The sequence below is a fragment of the Pseudomonas sp. FP1742 genome (assembly GCF_030687145.1).
Classification (GTDB): Bacteria; Pseudomonadota; Gammaproteobacteria; order Pseudomonadales; family Pseudomonadaceae; genus Aquipseudomonas; species Aquipseudomonas frederiksbergensis_D.
Genome location: NZ_CP117460.1, coordinates 5,751,218 through 5,766,016, shown reverse-complemented (window position 1 = coordinate 5,766,016; position 14,799 = coordinate 5,751,218). Strand labels below are relative to the sequence as shown.

The 14,799-nt window shown below is 58.4% G+C and carries 14 protein-coding genes; 7 read left to right on the top strand and 7 right to left on the bottom strand.

Annotation, left to right across the window (positions count from 1 at the left end; all coding sequences use genetic code 11):
- Positions 1–19: 19 nt before the first annotated feature.
- Positions 20–727, bottom strand: a complete 708-nt coding sequence (locus tag PSH64_RS26115) for an autoinducer binding domain-containing protein (protein ID WP_105343719.1) — start codon at positions 725–727, stop codon at positions 20–22.
- A 290-nt stretch (positions 728–1,017) separates the two neighbouring features.
- Between PSH64_RS26115 and PSH64_RS26110 the strand changes: the two genes are divergently transcribed.
- Complete coding sequence (locus PSH64_RS26110) at positions 1,018–1,794, top strand: ferredoxin--NADP reductase (RefSeq protein WP_105343720.1); 777 nt, start codon at positions 1,018–1,020, stop codon at positions 1,792–1,794.
- Positions 1,795–1,835: 41 nt separating this feature from the next.
- On the opposite strand, the gene mscL is transcribed toward PSH64_RS26110, so the two are convergent.
- Positions 1,836–2,249, bottom strand: a complete 414-nt coding sequence (gene mscL / locus PSH64_RS26105; RefSeq protein ID WP_105343722.1) for a large-conductance mechanosensitive channel protein MscL — start codon at positions 2,247–2,249, stop codon at positions 1,836–1,838.
- Between the two features lie 284 nt (positions 2,250–2,533).
- Between mscL and katB the strand changes: the two genes are divergently transcribed.
- From katB to radA, 3 genes are read left to right on the top strand one after another with little or no spacing between them, the layout of a single operon-like run.
- The gene (katB, locus tag PSH64_RS26100) at positions 2,534–4,075 is read left to right on the top strand and encodes a catalase KatB (protein ID WP_105343724.1); all 1,542 of its coding nucleotides are present in this window, start codon (positions 2,534–2,536) and stop codon (positions 4,073–4,075) included.
- A gap of 57 nt (positions 4,076–4,132) precedes the next feature.
- On the top strand, positions 4,133–4,687 hold the full coding sequence (locus PSH64_RS26095; RefSeq protein ID WP_105343725.1) for an ankyrin repeat domain-containing protein: 555 nt from the start codon (positions 4,133–4,135) through the stop codon (positions 4,685–4,687).
- Between the two features lie 45 nt (positions 4,688–4,732).
- A complete protein-coding gene (radA, locus tag PSH64_RS26090; protein ID WP_105343727.1) occupies positions 4,733–6,100 on the top strand; it encodes a DNA repair protein RadA in 1,368 nt (455 codons plus the stop codon).
- 131 nt (positions 6,101–6,231) lie between these two features.
- Here the strand turns inward: radA and PSH64_RS26085 are convergent, their stop codons facing one another.
- Positions 6,232–6,600, bottom strand: coding sequence for a PilZ domain-containing protein (locus tag PSH64_RS26085; RefSeq protein ID WP_305479141.1), 369 nt, complete (start codon positions 6,598–6,600; stop codon positions 6,232–6,234).
- 169 nt (positions 6,601–6,769) lie between these two features.
- On the opposite strand from PSH64_RS26085, the gene PSH64_RS26080 reads away from it, so the two are divergent.
- From PSH64_RS26080 to yjiA, 3 genes are all read left to right on the top strand, one after another.
- The gene (locus PSH64_RS26080; RefSeq protein WP_105343730.1) at positions 6,770–8,836 is read left to right on the top strand and encodes a carbon starvation CstA family protein; all 2,067 of its coding nucleotides are present in this window, start codon (positions 6,770–6,772) and stop codon (positions 8,834–8,836) included.
- Positions 8,837–8,851: 15 nt separating this feature from the next.
- Positions 8,852–9,049 carry a YbdD/YjiX family protein gene (locus PSH64_RS26075; RefSeq protein WP_305479140.1) on the top strand — a complete coding sequence of 66 codons (198 nt, stop codon included), beginning with the start codon at positions 8,852–8,854 and terminating at the stop codon, positions 9,047–9,049.
- Between the two features lie 161 nt (positions 9,050–9,210).
- Complete coding sequence (gene yjiA / locus PSH64_RS26070; RefSeq protein ID WP_105343734.1) at positions 9,211–10,182, top strand: GTPase; 972 nt, start codon at positions 9,211–9,213, stop codon at positions 10,180–10,182.
- Between the two features lie 97 nt (positions 10,183–10,279).
- Here yjiA and PSH64_RS26065 read toward each other — a convergent pair whose 3' ends face one another.
- From PSH64_RS26065 to glyA, 4 genes are all read right to left on the bottom strand, one after another.
- Positions 10,280–10,972 (bottom strand): GntR family transcriptional regulator, encoded by a 693-nt coding sequence (locus tag PSH64_RS26065; RefSeq protein WP_305479139.1) that lies wholly within the window; start codon positions 10,970–10,972, stop codon positions 10,280–10,282.
- A gap of 26 nt (positions 10,973–10,998) precedes the next feature.
- Positions 10,999–11,703 (bottom strand): FadR/GntR family transcriptional regulator, encoded by a 705-nt coding sequence (locus PSH64_RS26060; RefSeq protein WP_105343738.1) that lies wholly within the window; start codon positions 11,701–11,703, stop codon positions 10,999–11,001.
- Between the two features lie 54 nt (positions 11,704–11,757).
- The gene (locus PSH64_RS26055; RefSeq protein WP_105343740.1) at positions 11,758–13,071 is read right to left on the bottom strand and encodes a C4-dicarboxylate transporter DctA; all 1,314 of its coding nucleotides are present in this window, start codon (positions 13,069–13,071) and stop codon (positions 11,758–11,760) included.
- A gap of 255 nt (positions 13,072–13,326) precedes the next feature.
- Positions 13,327–14,580 carry a serine hydroxymethyltransferase gene (gene glyA, locus PSH64_RS26050; protein ID WP_105343742.1) on the bottom strand — a complete coding sequence of 418 codons (1,254 nt, stop codon included), beginning with the start codon at positions 14,578–14,580 and terminating at the stop codon, positions 13,327–13,329.
- Between the last annotated feature and the right edge of the window lie 219 nt (positions 14,581–14,799).

Here is a 14,799-nt window from a genome sequence, read left to right as displayed (position 1 = left end):
TTACCTGATTCGAACGGTTTCAGATGACGCCCTCTCTCGCTGCCCTGATCACGGCGGCAATTTTGTTGTTGACGCCGAGTTTGCGGATGGCACCCCGGATATGGAACTGTACCGTGCTTGTACTCAGGCTGAGGATGATCGCGATCTCGTCGGCTGTTTTGCCATCGGCTGAATATTTCAGCACCTCGATTTCTCGGCATGACAGATGCGTGTTCGGTTTCCGCGCACATGCAGGCAGATCTTTTGCGACAAGCTCGTGCAGGTGACGGCTGATGAACATGGCGTAACCCAGGTTTTTATACAGATCCTCTGTAGTAATCGGGCAGTGGCTTCTGGCCAGGCTCAGCATGCTGCAAAGCCCGTTCCGATCATGAACGGATTGAGACCAGCCATACTGTAAACCCAGATTTTTTTGTGCTTCCCACAGCGTCGGTGCCTTTGAGTAGACCTCTTTCCTCCAAAGAATTGGCAATTCAGATTGATTGCAATGGGCTAGTATCGGGTCGACTTCATTGAAATGCTCTTGTTCATATTTCATGTTCCATTCGGCGGGGTAGTTATTCAGATTGATTGGACGACTGTGTACTCCTCTCGCTTGGGAAGTTATTGAAAATGCACAGAAATTAAAGCCCAGGTTTTTAACGAAATTGAGAGATAACTCGTAGGCAGTGTCGATTTTCCGAGCATAAGAAAGTTGCGTTAACTGTGACTCCTTCCACACTTTCATGGGATGACTCCGTGAGGGGCTTTCATGAGGGTGCTGATTGGATCCAAAATCCGGCACGTCCCAGAGTGTAGGAGAGTTCTTACAAACATGCTGAACTTTTTTGCTCTTGAAAAAAACCGTATCTGCATAACTGGTTCTTAGCGTTGTTTTAGGGTTATACAAAATCAACATTCAGGTATTAGTTCTTTATTGCACTGCCCAAGTCTCTGCCCGAATAACACTACAAACCATCGGTGTTTAGGCCGTCTGCTTTGGGGGACACTGGTGTCATCTGTTGATCGGAGCGGCCCATGACTGCCAGTGTTGAAAAATTCACTCGTCAGACCTTGCTTGAGGTCCAGTCTTTGACTCCAAACCTGTTCACCCTGCGCACCACCAGGGATGCGGGTTTTCGTTTCCGAGCGGGGCAGTTCGCCCGGCTGGGTGTCACCAAGGCAGACGGCAGCACGGTATGGCGGGCTTATTCCATGGTCTCGTCGCCCTATGACGAGTTCCTTGAATTCTTCTCCATTGTTGTGCCTGGAGGGGAGTTCACCAGTGAGCTGAGTCAGCTGGAAGTGGGCGATACACTGCTGGTCGACCGGCAGGCCTTTGGCTATCTGACGCTGGATCGCTTCGTCGATGGCCGCGACCTCTGGTTGTTATCCACAGGCACGGGCGTGGCTCCGTTTCTGTCGATCCTTCAGGACTTTGAAGTCTGGGAAAAATTCGAACGAATCATTCTGGTCTATAGCGTGCGCGAAGCGCGGGAGCTGGCGTACCAGGCGTTGATTGCGGGGCTGGCGCAACGGGACTATCTGGCCGAATACGCGCACAAACTGCAATTCATCTCCACCATTACCCGCGAGCAGCATCCGGGGAGTTTGAATGGGCGGATCACGAGGCTCATAGAAAGTGGCGAACTGGAACGGAGCGCTGGTGTAGCGCTGACGGCCGAGCATTCGCGGGTGATGCTCTGCGGTAACCCACAGATGATCGATGATACGCGCAAGCTGCTCAAACAGCGGGACATGCACTTGAGCCTCAGTCGTCGACCTGGCCAAGTGGCAGTGGAAAACTACTGGTAAACAAACGGCGCCCGAAGGCGCCGTTTGTGGGTAATCAACTATCAGGGCTGATTGTTCTGAGCCTTGAGCAGATCGCGGATCTCGCTCAGCAGCTCTTCTTCTCTGGTCGGAACCGGCGGCAGGGTTGGCGCAACGGCCTCTTCGCGCTTCAGGCGGTTGATGGCCTTGACGCCCATGAAGATCGCGAAGGCGACAATGATGAAGTCGATCATGCTCTGGATGAACTTGCCGTAGGCCAGCATCACCGCCGGGACATCACCGTTGGCAGCCTTGAGCGTAATGGCCAGGTCACTGAAGTCCACCCCACCGATCAGCAGTCCGATGGGTGGCATCACCACGTCGCCGACAAATGACGTAACGATTTTGCCGAAGGCAGCGCCGATGATAATACCCACCGCCATGTCGACCACATTACCTTTGACCGCGAAGGCCTTGAACTCACTTATCACGCCCATAGGTTATTTCCTTGTTACAGATGAGGTTGGTGAACGCAGTGTAAATCAGCCAAACGGCTCCCGCTCGTAACACCGTCTTACAATGCTCGGGCGTATTGACACATTTTCCGGCAATTAGTTTGCAATGTGCCACCAGTCGCGCGCGGTACCCGCTCTAGACCGGGCTTTCCAGACCTTTTTCTCTATCGCCCCGGTGTGGGATTTCTATTTATGTTTTGGCCTTTGGGTCACTAGCCTCTGTGGAGCGCACCTGGATGCGCTTTATAAAATCAGAGGAAACTTCCATGACAACTCCCCTTGGCCTCGGGGCTTTTCCCCTCCGTCGTACGTTTGGCGTTCTGACCGCCAGCCTGCTGTCCTTCTCCGTCAACGCGGCGACCTTGACTCGTGATAACGGTGCCGCCGTCGGCGACAACCAGAACTCGCAGACCGCCGGTGCGACCGGGCCGGTGCTGTTGCAAGACGTACAGCTGATTCAGAAACTCCAGCGTTTCGACCGTGAACGCATTCCCGAACGTGTGGTGCACGCCCGTGGTACTGGCGCCCATGGCACGTTCACCGTGACCGACGATCTCAGTGACCTGACCAAGGCCAAGGTATTCGCCGGTGGCCAGAGCACGCCGGTGTTTGTGCGTTTCTCCGCGGTGGTCCATGGCAACCATTCGCCGGAAACCCTGCGTGACCCGCGGGGGTTCGCCACCAAGTTCTATACCGCAGACGGTAACTGGGACCTGGTCGGCAACAATTTCCCGACCTTTTTCATCCGGGATGCCATCAAGTTTCCGGACATGGTCCATGCGTTCAAGCCGGACCCACGCACCAATCTTGACGATGACTCCCGTCGTTTCGATTTCTTCTCTCATGTTCCGGAAGCCACACGCACCTTGACCGAGTTGTATTCCAACTCCGGCACCCCGGCCAGTTATCGGGAGATGGACGGCAATGGTGTACATGCCTACAAGTTGGTTAATGCCAAAGGCGATGTTCACTATGTAAAGTTTCACTGGAAAAGTTTGCAGGGGATAAAAAATCTCGATCCCGAGGAAGTTACCAGTGTTCAGGGTAAAGACTACAGTCATATGACTAATGACTTGGTCGCCCATATTAACAAGGGGGATTTCCCGAAGTGGGACTTGTACGTTCAGGTGCTAAATCCTCAAGACTTGTCCAAGTTTGATTTCGATCCATTGGACGCGACCAAGATCTGGCCCGGCATACCTGAACGAAAAGTTGGACAAATGGTGTTGAACCGTAACCCGGCAAATGTATTCCAGGAAACCGAACAGGTGGCGATGGCTCCGGCCAACTTGGTTCCTGGCATCGAACCTTCGGAAGATCGCTTATTACAAGGGCGAGTGTTTTCGTATGCCGATACCCAACTGTATCGCCTGGGAGCCAACGCACTGCAGTTGCCGATCAACGCACCGAAAGTCGCCGTGAACAACGGTAATCAGGATGGTGCAATGAACATCGGCGCCAGCAGCACGGGCGTGAATTACCAGCCGAGCCGTCTGCTGCCCCGCGAGGAGCCGCAAACCGCGCGTTACAGCCAGTCGACCCTGGCGGGCAGCACGCAGCAGGCGAAGATTCAACGTGAGCAGAACTTCAAGCAGGCTGGCGATCTGTACCGTTCGTTCAACCAGAAGGAGCGTCAGGATCTGATCGACAGCTTTGGCGGCTCGCTGGCCACCACCGATGATGAGAGCAAGCACATCATCCTGTCCTTCCTTTATAAAGCCGACCCGGAATACGGGACCGGGGTGACCAAGGTGGCCAAGGGGGATCTGACTCGGGTCAAGGCTCTGGCGGCCAAACTGGTCGACTGATCCATCTGCCTGAAGCGGGACCTCGTACGAGGTCCCGTCTGATCAAGGAGCTCCGCCATGCGTTTTTATCTGTCTCTGTTTCTGGCGTGTGTGTCATTCGGCGTGCTCGCCGGGCCTGACGAGCAAGTCTCGAAGGACCCCGAAGCGCTGAAAGCCCAACTACAGGATTACTATTTCGATGCCGCCCGACGCGGTGATGTGCCCATGCTCGAAACTTTCATCGAGGCCGGTTATTCCCTCGACACCCGGGACAGCAAGGGTTACACCGCGCTGATTCTGGCCGCTTATCACGGTCAGGGAGCCGCCGTGGAGCGTTTGCTCGCTGCCGGTGCGGACGCCTGCGCTCAGGATCAACGCGGCAACACGGCATTGATGGGCGCGATTTTCAAGGGCGAAGTGCAGATCGCCCGAACCCTGCTGGCTGCCAATTGCAGCCCCGACCAACGCAACGGCGCGGGGCAGACTGCCGCAATGTATGCCGGGTTGTTCAAGCGCGTCGAGTTGCTTGACGCACTCAAGGCCAAGGGGGCGGACATGAATGCCGAAGATCCGCTGGGTAACAGTGCCGCGCGTCTGGCCAGCGGTGAAATCCGTACGGCGGTGCCGCGCTGATCCGCGTCAGCTGAGCTATCATCGCGGTTTTTGCCGGGAGTTCAGATGGCCAAGGCCAAGCGCATGTACGGCTGCACCGAGTGTGGCTCAACCTTCCCCAAGTGGGCCGGCCAGTGCGGCGAATGCGGGGCCTGGAACACGCTGACCGAAACCATGGTGGAGAGTGGCGGCGCCGCGGCCCCCAGCGGTCGCACCGGTTGGACCGGCCAGCAGGCGCAGATCAAGACCCTGGCCGAAGTCAGTGTCGAAGAGATTCCACGTTTCTCCACGGCGTCCGGCGAGCTGGATCGCGTGCTGGGCGGCGGCCTGGTGGATGGCTCGGTGGTGTTGATCGGGGGGGATCCCGGCATCGGCAAGTCGACCATTCTGTTGCAAACCTTGTGCAACCTCGCCAAGAGCATGCCGGCGCTGTATGTCACTGGCGAAGAATCCCAGCAACAAGTGGCCATGCGTGCCCGGCGCCTGGGCTTGCCGCAGGATCAACTGCGGGTGATGACCGAAACCTGCATCGAAACCATCATCGCCACCGCCCGGCAGGAAAAACCCAAGGTGATGGTGATCGACTCGATTCAGACGATCTTCACCGAGCAACTGCAATCGGCGCCGGGGGGCGTTTCCCAGGTACGCGAAAGCGCGGCATTGCTGGTGCGCTATGCCAAGCAAAGTGGCACGGCGATTTTTCTCGTGGGCCATGTCACCAAAGAGGGCGCGTTGGCCGGCCCTCGAGTGCTGGAACACATGGTCGACACCGTTCTGTATTTCGAAGGTGAGTCCGATGGACGCCTGCGCCTTCTGCGGGCGGTGAAAAATCGTTTCGGCGCGGTGAATGAGTTGGGTGTGTTCGGCATGACCGACAAGGGCCTGAAAGAAGTCTCCAACCCCTCGGCGATTTTCCTCACCCGCGCTCAGGAAGAAGTCCCGGGCAGCGTGGTCATGGCCACATGGGAAGGCACCCGGCCGATGCTGGTGGAAGTCCAGGCGTTGGTGGATGACAGTCATCTGGCCAACCCGCGCCGGGTGACGCTCGGTCTGGATCAGAATCGCCTGGCCATGTTGTTGGCGGTTCTGCACCGCCACGGCGGTATCCCGACCCACGATCAGGATGTGTTCCTCAACGTAGTTGGCGGAGTGAAGGTGCTGGAAACAGCGTCCGACCTGGCCTTGATGGCGGCGGTCATGTCCAGTTTGCGCAATCGGCCGCTGCCGCACGATCTGCTGGTGTTTGGTGAAGTCGGGTTGTCGGGTGAAGTGCGCCCGGTACCGAGTGGCCAGGAACGCTTGAAAGAAGCCGCCAAACACGGCTTCAAACGCGCCATCGTACCCAAGGGCAACGCACCGAAAGAGGCACCGCCAGGGTTGCAGATTATTGCCGTGACGCGTCTTGAACAGGCCCTCGACGCACTGTTTGAGTAGTTTTCAATGCTTGCACATTCCCTGTGGGAGCGGGCTTGCTCGCGAAAGCGGTCTGACAATCAGCATTGATATTGAATGTTGAGCCGCCTTCGCGAGCAAGCCCGCTCCCTCATTGGAATGGTGCCGGGTCGTCAGGTATCGATCAACGCCCCCAATTCCCGCTCCAGTTCCTCGGGATCACCGAGGTTCAGTTCGATCAACCGTCTCAGGTGTTCGATCGAGTCCAGCCCGATATGCTGGCAGACAAAACCCAGCTGGCCATAATCATTGTGGGCCAACAGCACATCCATTCTGATCTCGGTCTCGGGGTTCAAATGGATATCGGCTGAGAAAGGCTGGCTGGCATCGCCCAACCAGGGCTCGGGACGCTGGATCAGCATGCCCTTGAGCGACAGGTCAAGCAATTGCACTGGCCAACGTTGCCCATTTTGGCTCAGTTCTGTCTGCGCATTGAAGGTAATGCGCTTGAAACGGCGGCGGTCGGAATGCTGTTCGCTCATGGCCTGACCTCTCTGCTTGGTGCACTGACTATAGACCGGGCTTGGCATCCGCTGCCATGACCGCCGTGCAAGACCTTATCCAGACCAATGTTAGGGGGTGGCCTTTGAGGCCAGTAGCGCTAAACTCGAATGGATGTCTTTTCTTGTCCACTCTGGCTGGAATCATAAAATGAAAAATAATAATAGCCCGCTACGCCACTTACCCTGGCTGCTGCTGGCAGTCGTAGGTGCGTGTGCCCTGGGCGTAGTGGCATTGCGCCGAGGCGAGGCGATCAACGCCTTGTGGATCGTGGTCGCCGCCGTGGCCATTTATCTGGTTGCGTATCGTTATTACAGCCTGTTCATTGCTAACAATGTGATGCAACTCGACTCGCGTCGGGCTACCCCCGCTGTGCTCAACAATGATGGTCTGGACTATGTGCCGACCAACAAACATATTCTTTTCGGTCACCACTTCGCGGCCATCGCCGGCGCGGGGCCGCTGGTCGGTCCGGTCTTGGCGGCGCAGATGGGCTACTTGCCCGGCACGCTGTGGCTGATTGCCGGCGTGGTGCTGGCCGGTGCGGTTCAGGACTTCATGGTCCTGTTCATGTCCACCCGCCGCAACGGTCGCTCCCTGGGCGACATGGTGCGTGAAGAAATGGGCCGCATCCCCGGGACCATCGCGCTGTTCGGCTGCTTCCTGATCATGATCATCATCCTCGCGGTGCTGGCGCTGATCGTGGTCAAGGCCCTGGCCGAAAGCCCGTGGGGCATCTTTACCGTGATGGCGACCATCCCGATCGCGATGTTCATGGGCGTCTACATGCGCTACATCCGCCCGGGCCGCATCGGTGAAATCTCGGTGATCGGCGTGGCGTTGCTGCTGGGTTCGATCTGGCTGGGCGGGCAGATTGCCGCTGACCCGGTGTGGGCCAAGGCGTTCAGTTTTACCGGGGTCCAGATCACCTGGATGCTGATCGGCTACGGTTTCGTGGCGGCGGTGTTGCCGGTGTGGCTGATCCTGGCGCCTCGCGATTACCTGTCCACCTTCCTCAAGATCGGCACCATCGTCGCCCTGGCGATCGGTATTCTGATCACCATGCCCGTGCTGAAAATGCCGGCATTGACCCAGTTCATTGACGGCACCGGGCCGGTGTGGAAGGGCGGGTTGTTTCCGTTCCTGTTCATCACCATTGCCTGTGGCGCGGTCTCGGGTTTCCATGCGCTGATTGCTTCCGGCACTACACCGAAGCTGCTGGATAACGAGGTTAACGCCCGTTACATCGGTTACGGCGGCATGTTGATGGAATCCTTCGTGGCAATCATGGCGATGGTGGCCGCTTCGGTGATCGAGCCTGGCGTGTACTTCGCCATGAACAGCCCGGCGGCGGTCGTCGGCGGTGACGTGGTGGCGGTAGCGACAGCGGTCAGCAACTGGGGCTTTGCCATCACGCCGGAAGCGTTGCAAGCGGTGGCCAAGGACATCGGTGAAACCACTGTCCTGGCCCGTGCCGGTGGCGCACCGACCCTGGCGGTCGGTATCGCGCAGATCCTGCACAGTGTGCTGCCGGGCGAAAACACCATGGCGTTCTGGTACCACTTCGCGATCCTGTTCGAAGCACTGTTCATCCTGACCGCGGTCGACGCCGGTACCCGTGCCGGGCGTTTCATGCTGCAGGATTTGCTCGGCTCCTTCGTACCGGCGCTGAGACGCACCGAGTCCTGGACCGCCAACCTGATCGCCACCGCCGGTTGCGTGGCGATGTGGGGCTATTTGCTGTACCAGGGCGTGATCGACCCATTGGGCGGGATCAACACCTTGTGGCCGCTGTTCGGTATCTCCAACCAGATGCTGGCCGGAATCGCGCTGATGCTGGCGACCGTTGTGCTGATCAAAATGAAGCGCCAGCGCTACATCTGGGTCACCATGCTGCCCGCCGTTTGGTTGCTGATCTGCACCACCACCGCAGGCTTCATCAAGCTGTTCGACGCCAACCCGGCGATCGGCTTCCTGTCGCTGGCCAAGAAGTACAGCGATGCCCTGGCCGGTGGTCAGATCCTCGCGCCGGCCAAGAGCATCGAGCAGATGCAGCATGTAATCTACAACGCCTACACCAACGCAACGCTGACCGCGCTGTTCCTGTTCGTGGTGTTCAGCATCCTGTTCTATGCGCTCAAGGTCGGTATCGCCGCCTGGGGCACCAAAGAACGCACGGATAAAGAGTCGCCGTTCCAGGCTCAGCCGGATGCGTAACCTGAGGATTGCACCATGTTCAATGACCTGAGTCGCCTCGGTAAATACCTCGGTCAGGCCGCGCGCCTGATGGTCGGCATGCCCGACTACGACAACTACGTCGAGCATATGCACACCAAACACCCGGATAAACCGGTGATGAGCTACGAGGCGTTCTTTCGGGAACGCCAAGAGGCTCGTTACGGTGGCAAGGGTGGACCGAAGTGCTGTTGATCCGACAGCCGGGTTGATGCAATCCCTGTGGGAGCGGGCCTGCCCGCGAAAGCGGTGTGCCATTCAACATTAATGTCGACTGACACGACCTCTTCGCGAGCAAGCCCGCTCCCACATTAGTTTTGTGTTGTTTTTTAACGTTGTGAAACAGGAGAACCCGTTTGTCCTCTCCCATTCCAGTAACAATCCTCAGCGGCTTTCTAGGCGCCGGCAAGACCACGTTGTTGCGCCACCTGCTCAAAGCCGAGCATGGCCTGAAAATCGCCGTGATCGAAAATGAATTCAGTGACGCCGGCATCGACACCCAGCTGTTGGGCGACGAGCCGGTGCAAGTGATGACGCTGTCCAACGGCTGCGTCTGCTGCACCATCCACACTGACCTGACCAAGGCGTTGTACCTGTTGCTGGAGCGCCTGGACAGCGGCGAAATCGCCTTCGACCGTCTGGTGATCGAATGCACCGGTCTGGCCGATCCGGCACCGGTAGCGCAAACCTTCTTCATCGACGAAGAGTTGCGCGAGCGCTATATCCTCGACGGCATCATCACTCTGGTGGACGCGGCCCACGCCGAGCTGCACCTGACCCAGACCATCGCCCAGGCGCAGATCGGCTTCGCCGACCGATTGCTGGTGAGCAAATGCGATCTGGTGGATGAGCCGACCTTCACCGCCCTCAGCGAGCGCCTGACCCGCATCAACCGCCGCGCGCCGATACGCGTGGTCGACCATGGCAAGATCGACCTGGCTGAACTGCTCGACGTGCGTGGCTTCAACCTCAATGCCGACCTCGGTGGCGGCGTGAGTTTGCGCCCGGTGAGCAAGGCTCCCTCCATCGACCGCATTTCCAGTCTGGTGCTGCGCACCGACAAGCCGCTGGATATCGACAAACTCAGTGAGTTCATGAACGAACTACTGGAAGACCATGGCAAGCAATTGCTGCGCTATAAAGGCGTTTTGAACATTCTCGGCGAACCGCGGCGCATGGTGTTTCAGGGTGTCTTGAAGTTGTACGGATTCGACTGGGATACGGAGTGGGCGGACGACGAGACGCGGGAAAGCGTCATCGTGTTCATTGCCGACGATTTGCCGCAAGAGAAGATTCGCGAGGGGTTTGCGCGGGTTGCGGCAGCTTGAAACATCTGTAGCGTCAGTGTTGACGCCATCGCGGGCAAGCCCGCTCCCACAAAGTCAACGCTAAACCTGTGGGAGCGGGCTTGCCCGCGATAGCCATTTAACCGGCAACACGACAGTCCAGGCTGGTGACATAACCAGAGTTCAGCAATGTTTGCTCAAGATGATCCGAGTGCCGGCTCATCAACATGACCGCCGTCGCCGCATCCCCGCGCTCAACCGCATCGACAATGGCCAGATGTTCCTGCCACACGCAACAGTTGCGCGTTCTCTCGCCGGATCGCGCAATCGCCAGTGAAGTCAGCGGCACCAGGCTGCCAAGGAAATGCGCCAGCGGTGCATTTCCCGCCATCTCGGCTAGCTGCAAGTGAAACTCCCCCGATAACCGAATCGATGGGCCGCGCTCCTTACATTGGCGCTCACTGTCGATCAAGGCCCGCAGGCGTTTCAAATCTTGTGCACGAGGCTTCTGGCAGGCCAGTTTCACCAGGGTGATTTCGGTCAGGCGTCGGGCATGAAGGGTCTGACGGGTCTGTTCGGCATCCGGTGCGGCGACCCGGGGACGATGATTGGTCCGCAGGATGATGATCTGCTGATGGGACAGCTGCGTCAGCACGCCACGAATGTCACTGCGTCGAACACCGAACATCTGCGCCAGGCTTTCTTCGGTAAAGCGACTGGTCGCATCGATTCGCTGCTCGAGAATGGCATCGAAGACCCGTGCGTAGAGATCATCTACCGGAGGGCGAAAAGGTAGGGCAGTCAGTGTTTGTAGTGAGGCGAAGCTGTTCATGGCCTGTCTCCAATTCGAAGAGGGGGTCAACTGCCGAGGTGGTCGTCCGGGATGTTCAATTCGATGCCCATCCGTTGGCCTTCCCGAAGGATGTGCCGACGCATTTCGGCACTGGCCTGGGCGCTGTTTTTGCTGCGGATCGCTCGTACCATGGCTTCGCTTTCTTCAAGGCGCTCAGCCAAGTGCTCCGGAGAATTGCGCAGCACGTCGGCGCTTTGCTTGAGGGCATTGCTGGTCTGCTGCACCACGCTCTGGAAAATCGGGTTCGAGGTCAGGGTGAACAACTCTTCGTGGAACGCGATGTAGGCGTTCACACCGGCCTCGCTGTCATTGGCTTCCAGGGCTTCGCGCATGTCCATCAGGGTCAGGCGCAGTTGCCCGACTTCCTTGCTGCTGATGGACTGCGCCACCAGGCCGACGATGAACGGTTCGAGGGTGTAGCGCAGTTGCAGTACATCTTCCAGACTGGCCCCGGCGACCGCGCTGTCGTGGCTTTGGCTGTCGCTGAGATTGGCCTCCAGCACCACCACGCCTTTGCCCGGCATGGAACGCACCAGCCCAAGGGTTTCCAGCACGATGACGGCTTCGCGCAGGCTTGGGCGGCTGATGCCCAGTTGTTCGGCCAGTTCACGCTGGCCCGGCAGCATTTCGCCGGAGCGCCACTGACCACGGGCCAGCGCGGCCCGAAGTTTTTCTACCACTGAATTTACGACGGTTGACGAGGTAATCACTGTTCGCTCCAGGTCATGATGAGTGTGCCTGCCCGCGGGCAGGCACACATTGTTTTAGAACTCTTGCTGATGCGCCGGGGCCACCGGTTTTCTCGGCTGGAAGGTATAACCCACCTGGCCGGACAGCACTTTGTTCGCTCGTTGAATATCGATGTCCTTTTCCCAGCGGGCGATGGCCACGGTGGCGACGCAGTTGCCGATCAGGTTGGTCAGCGCCCGACCGATGCCCATGAACCAGTCCACCGCCAGCACCAGCACCAGGCCCACTACCGGAATCGCCGGGATCGCCGTCAGGGTGGCGGCGAGAATCACCAGCGCCGAGCCGGGAATCCCGTGGGCACCTTTGGAGGTGATCAGCGACACCAGCAGAATCGTCAGCAGGTCAGTCATGGCCAGCGGCGTGCCGGTGGCATTGGCGATGAACACGATGGCCAGGGTCAGGTAGATCGAAAAACCGTCAAGGTTGAATGAGTACCCGGTCGGAATCACCAGCCCGACCGTGGAGCTGCCGATGCCCAGATGCTCAAGCTTGCGCATGATTTGTGGCAGCACGGCGTCGGAAGAAGCGGTGCCCATGACAATAAGCAGTTCTTCGCGCAGGTACTTGAGCAGTGGCCACATCTTCAGGCCCGAGAGGCGCATCACCAGGCCGAGTATCAGCGTCACGAACGCCACGCAGGTCAGGTAAAACAGGCCGACCAGGCTGCCCAGGTGTTGCAGCGAATCCAGGCCATATTTGCTGGTGGTGAAGGCAATGGCGCCGAACACGCCGATCGGCGCCAGTCGCACGATCATGCCCATGATCCGGAAGATCACATGGCTCAGTTCATTGATCAGCCGGGAAATACCCGACGCCGCTTCGCCCACCAGATTCAGCGCGCTGCCGAACAGCACCGAAAACAGCAGGACTTGCAGGATGTTGTTGTCGGCGAAGGCGCCGATCACCGACGTCGGAATCAGATCCATCAGAAACTGAGTGGTGGTGTGCATGTGCTGACCGCGCTGGGCAATATCGCCCATGTCGGCGGCGGAGAGCTGGTCCAGATGGATGTTCGCGCCGCTGCCGATCCCGGTACTGAAGGCGAACACCAGACCAATCACCAGCGCGATGGTGGTCAGCACTTCAAAGTAGATCACCGACTTGAGGCCGATGCGGCCGACTTTTTTCAGATCACCGGCACCGCTGATGCCGCTGACCACCACGCAAAACACGATCAGGCCAATGAGCATCTTGATCAGTTTGATGAAACCGTCGCCCAGCGGTTTGAGTTGGGCGGAGTATTCGGGAAGGGTCAGCCCGCAGATGATGCCGAGCACCAGTCCGAGAACCACTTGAAGGAAGATTGAACGCGAGCACCATCTGAGCATGGGAGGAATCCTGGTCGGTGTCCTGGCTGCCGTGCGCGGGGCGCATCAGATTCAGGACTTAATTATTGTGGTCTTACCGGTATGTCCAGTGCAGGCGCAGTCTACGCTGGATTTTTTCAGGATGACAAGAGGGCGCGGCAATATTGGCATGACCGGTCTGACCAGTGGTGCCAACCCTCATTGATCTTTATGACGGACGAAAAAAAAACCGGCCATCACTGGCCGGTTTTTCATTGCTGCGGTTTAGCGGGGCAATTAAGCGCCGTACACCGGCAGTTTCTTGCAGATGGCCTTGACCTTCTCGCGAACGGCGTCGATCACCGCTTCGTTGTTCAGGTCAGCCAGGATGTCGCAGATCCAGCCGGCCAGCTCTTTGCACTCGGCTTCCTTGAAGCCACGAGTGGTCACTGCCGGGGTACCGAAACGCAGGCCGGAGGTGACGAACGGGGAGCGTGGATCGTTCGGTACCGAGTTCTTGTTCACGGTGATGAACGCTTTACCCAGCGCGGCGTCGGCGTCTTTACCGGAGATTTCCTGCTTGATCAGCGACAGCAGGAACAGGTGGTTCTGAGTACCGCCCGACACCACGTCGAAACCGCGCTCGATGAACACGCCGGCCATGGCCTGGGCGTTTTTCACCACTTGTTGCTGGTAGGCCTTGAACTCAGGCTGCAGCGCTTCCTTGAAGCAGATCGCCTTGGCAGCGATCACGTGCTCCAGCGGGCCGCCCTGGGCACCCGGGAATACCGCGGAGTTCAGCTTCTTCTCGATGTCGGCGTTGGCGCGAGCCAGGATCAGGCCGCCACGTGGACCGCGCAGGGTCTTGTGGGTGGTGGTGGTCACCACGTCAGCGAACGGCACCGGGTTCGGGTAGACGCCAGCGGCGACCAGACCGGCCACGTGGGCCATGTCGACGAACAGGTAAGCACCAACCTTGTCAGCGATAGCGCGGAAGCGTGGGAAGTCCAGGATCTGCGAGTAAGCGGAGAAACCGGCCACGATCATTTTCGGCTTGTGCTCGACCGCCAGACGCTCGACTTCGTCGTAGTCGATCAGGCCATTGGCATCGATGCCGTACTGCACGGCGTTGTACAGCTTGCCGGAGGACGAAACGCTGGCACCGTGGGTCAGGTGACCGCCGTGAGCCAGGCTCATGCCCAGGATGGTGTCGCCTGCTTGCAGCAGGGCCAGGTAAACGGCGCTGTTGGCTTGCGAACCGGCGTGCGGCTGAACGTTGGCGTAATCGGCGCCGAACAGCTCTTTGGCGCGGTCGATGGCCAGTTGTTCGACGATGTCGACGAACTCGCAACCACCGTAGTAGCGCTTGCCCGGGTAGCCTTCGGCGTACTTGTTGGTCAGTACCGAGCCTTGAGCTTCCATCACCGCAGGGCTGGTGTAGTTTTCCGAAGCGATCAGCTCAATGTGTTCTTCCTGGCGCTGAGCTTCTTGCTCCATGGCGGCAAAAAGATCGGCGTCGAACTTGGCAATAGTCAAATCACGGCTGAACATGGCGGTCCTCAAGGATCGGGGCAGAAAAGGGAGGCATTCTAACCCAACCGCTTTTAGATGGCATATGAAAGGACATCATGTCGCAGACAAGTGGGCTTCATGACGGGATCAGCGGTGATCGTGCGGCCCTCATCGCGGGCAAGCCCGCTCCCACAGGGATCTTCAGTGGTCAAAAATCTTGGGTTCACCCAAAAAACTGTGGGAGCGGGCTTGCCCGCG

Bases quoted from the DNA above. Each gene is read 5' to 3' on its own strand.
- PSH64_RS26115 (WP_105343719.1), bottom strand. From the start codon at position 727: ATGAAAGTGTGGAAGGAGTCACAGTTAACGCAACTTTCTTATGCTCGG.
- PSH64_RS26110 (WP_105343720.1), top strand. From the start codon at position 1,018: ATGACTGCCAGTGTTGAAAAATTCACTCGTCAGACCTTGCTTGAGGTC.
- mscL (WP_105343722.1), bottom strand. From the start codon at position 2,249: ATGGGCGTGATAAGTGAGTTCAAGGCCTTCGCGGTCAAAGGTAATGTG.
- katB (WP_105343724.1), top strand. From the start codon at position 2,534: ATGACAACTCCCCTTGGCCTCGGGGCTTTTCCCCTCCGTCGTACGTTT.
- PSH64_RS26095 (WP_105343725.1), top strand. From the start codon at position 4,133: ATGCGTTTTTATCTGTCTCTGTTTCTGGCGTGTGTGTCATTCGGCGTG.
- radA (WP_105343727.1), top strand. From the start codon at position 4,733: ATGGCCAAGGCCAAGCGCATGTACGGCTGCACCGAGTGTGGCTCAACC.
- PSH64_RS26085 (WP_305479141.1), bottom strand. From the start codon at position 6,600: ATGAGCGAACAGCATTCCGACCGCCGCCGTTTCAAGCGCATTACCTTC.
- PSH64_RS26080 (WP_105343730.1), top strand. From the start codon at position 6,770: ATGAAAAATAATAATAGCCCGCTACGCCACTTACCCTGGCTGCTGCTG.
- PSH64_RS26075 (WP_305479140.1), top strand. From the start codon at position 8,852: ATGTTCAATGACCTGAGTCGCCTCGGTAAATACCTCGGTCAGGCCGCG.
- PSH64_RS26065 (WP_305479139.1), bottom strand. From the start codon at position 10,972: ATGAACAGCTTCGCCTCACTACAAACACTGACTGCCCTACCTTTTCGC.
- PSH64_RS26055 (WP_105343740.1), bottom strand. From the start codon at position 13,071: ATGCTCAGATGGTGCTCGCGTTCAATCTTCCTTCAAGTGGTTCTCGGA.
- glyA (WP_105343742.1), bottom strand. From the start codon at position 14,580: ATGTTCAGCCGTGATTTGACTATTGCCAAGTTCGACGCCGATCTTTTT.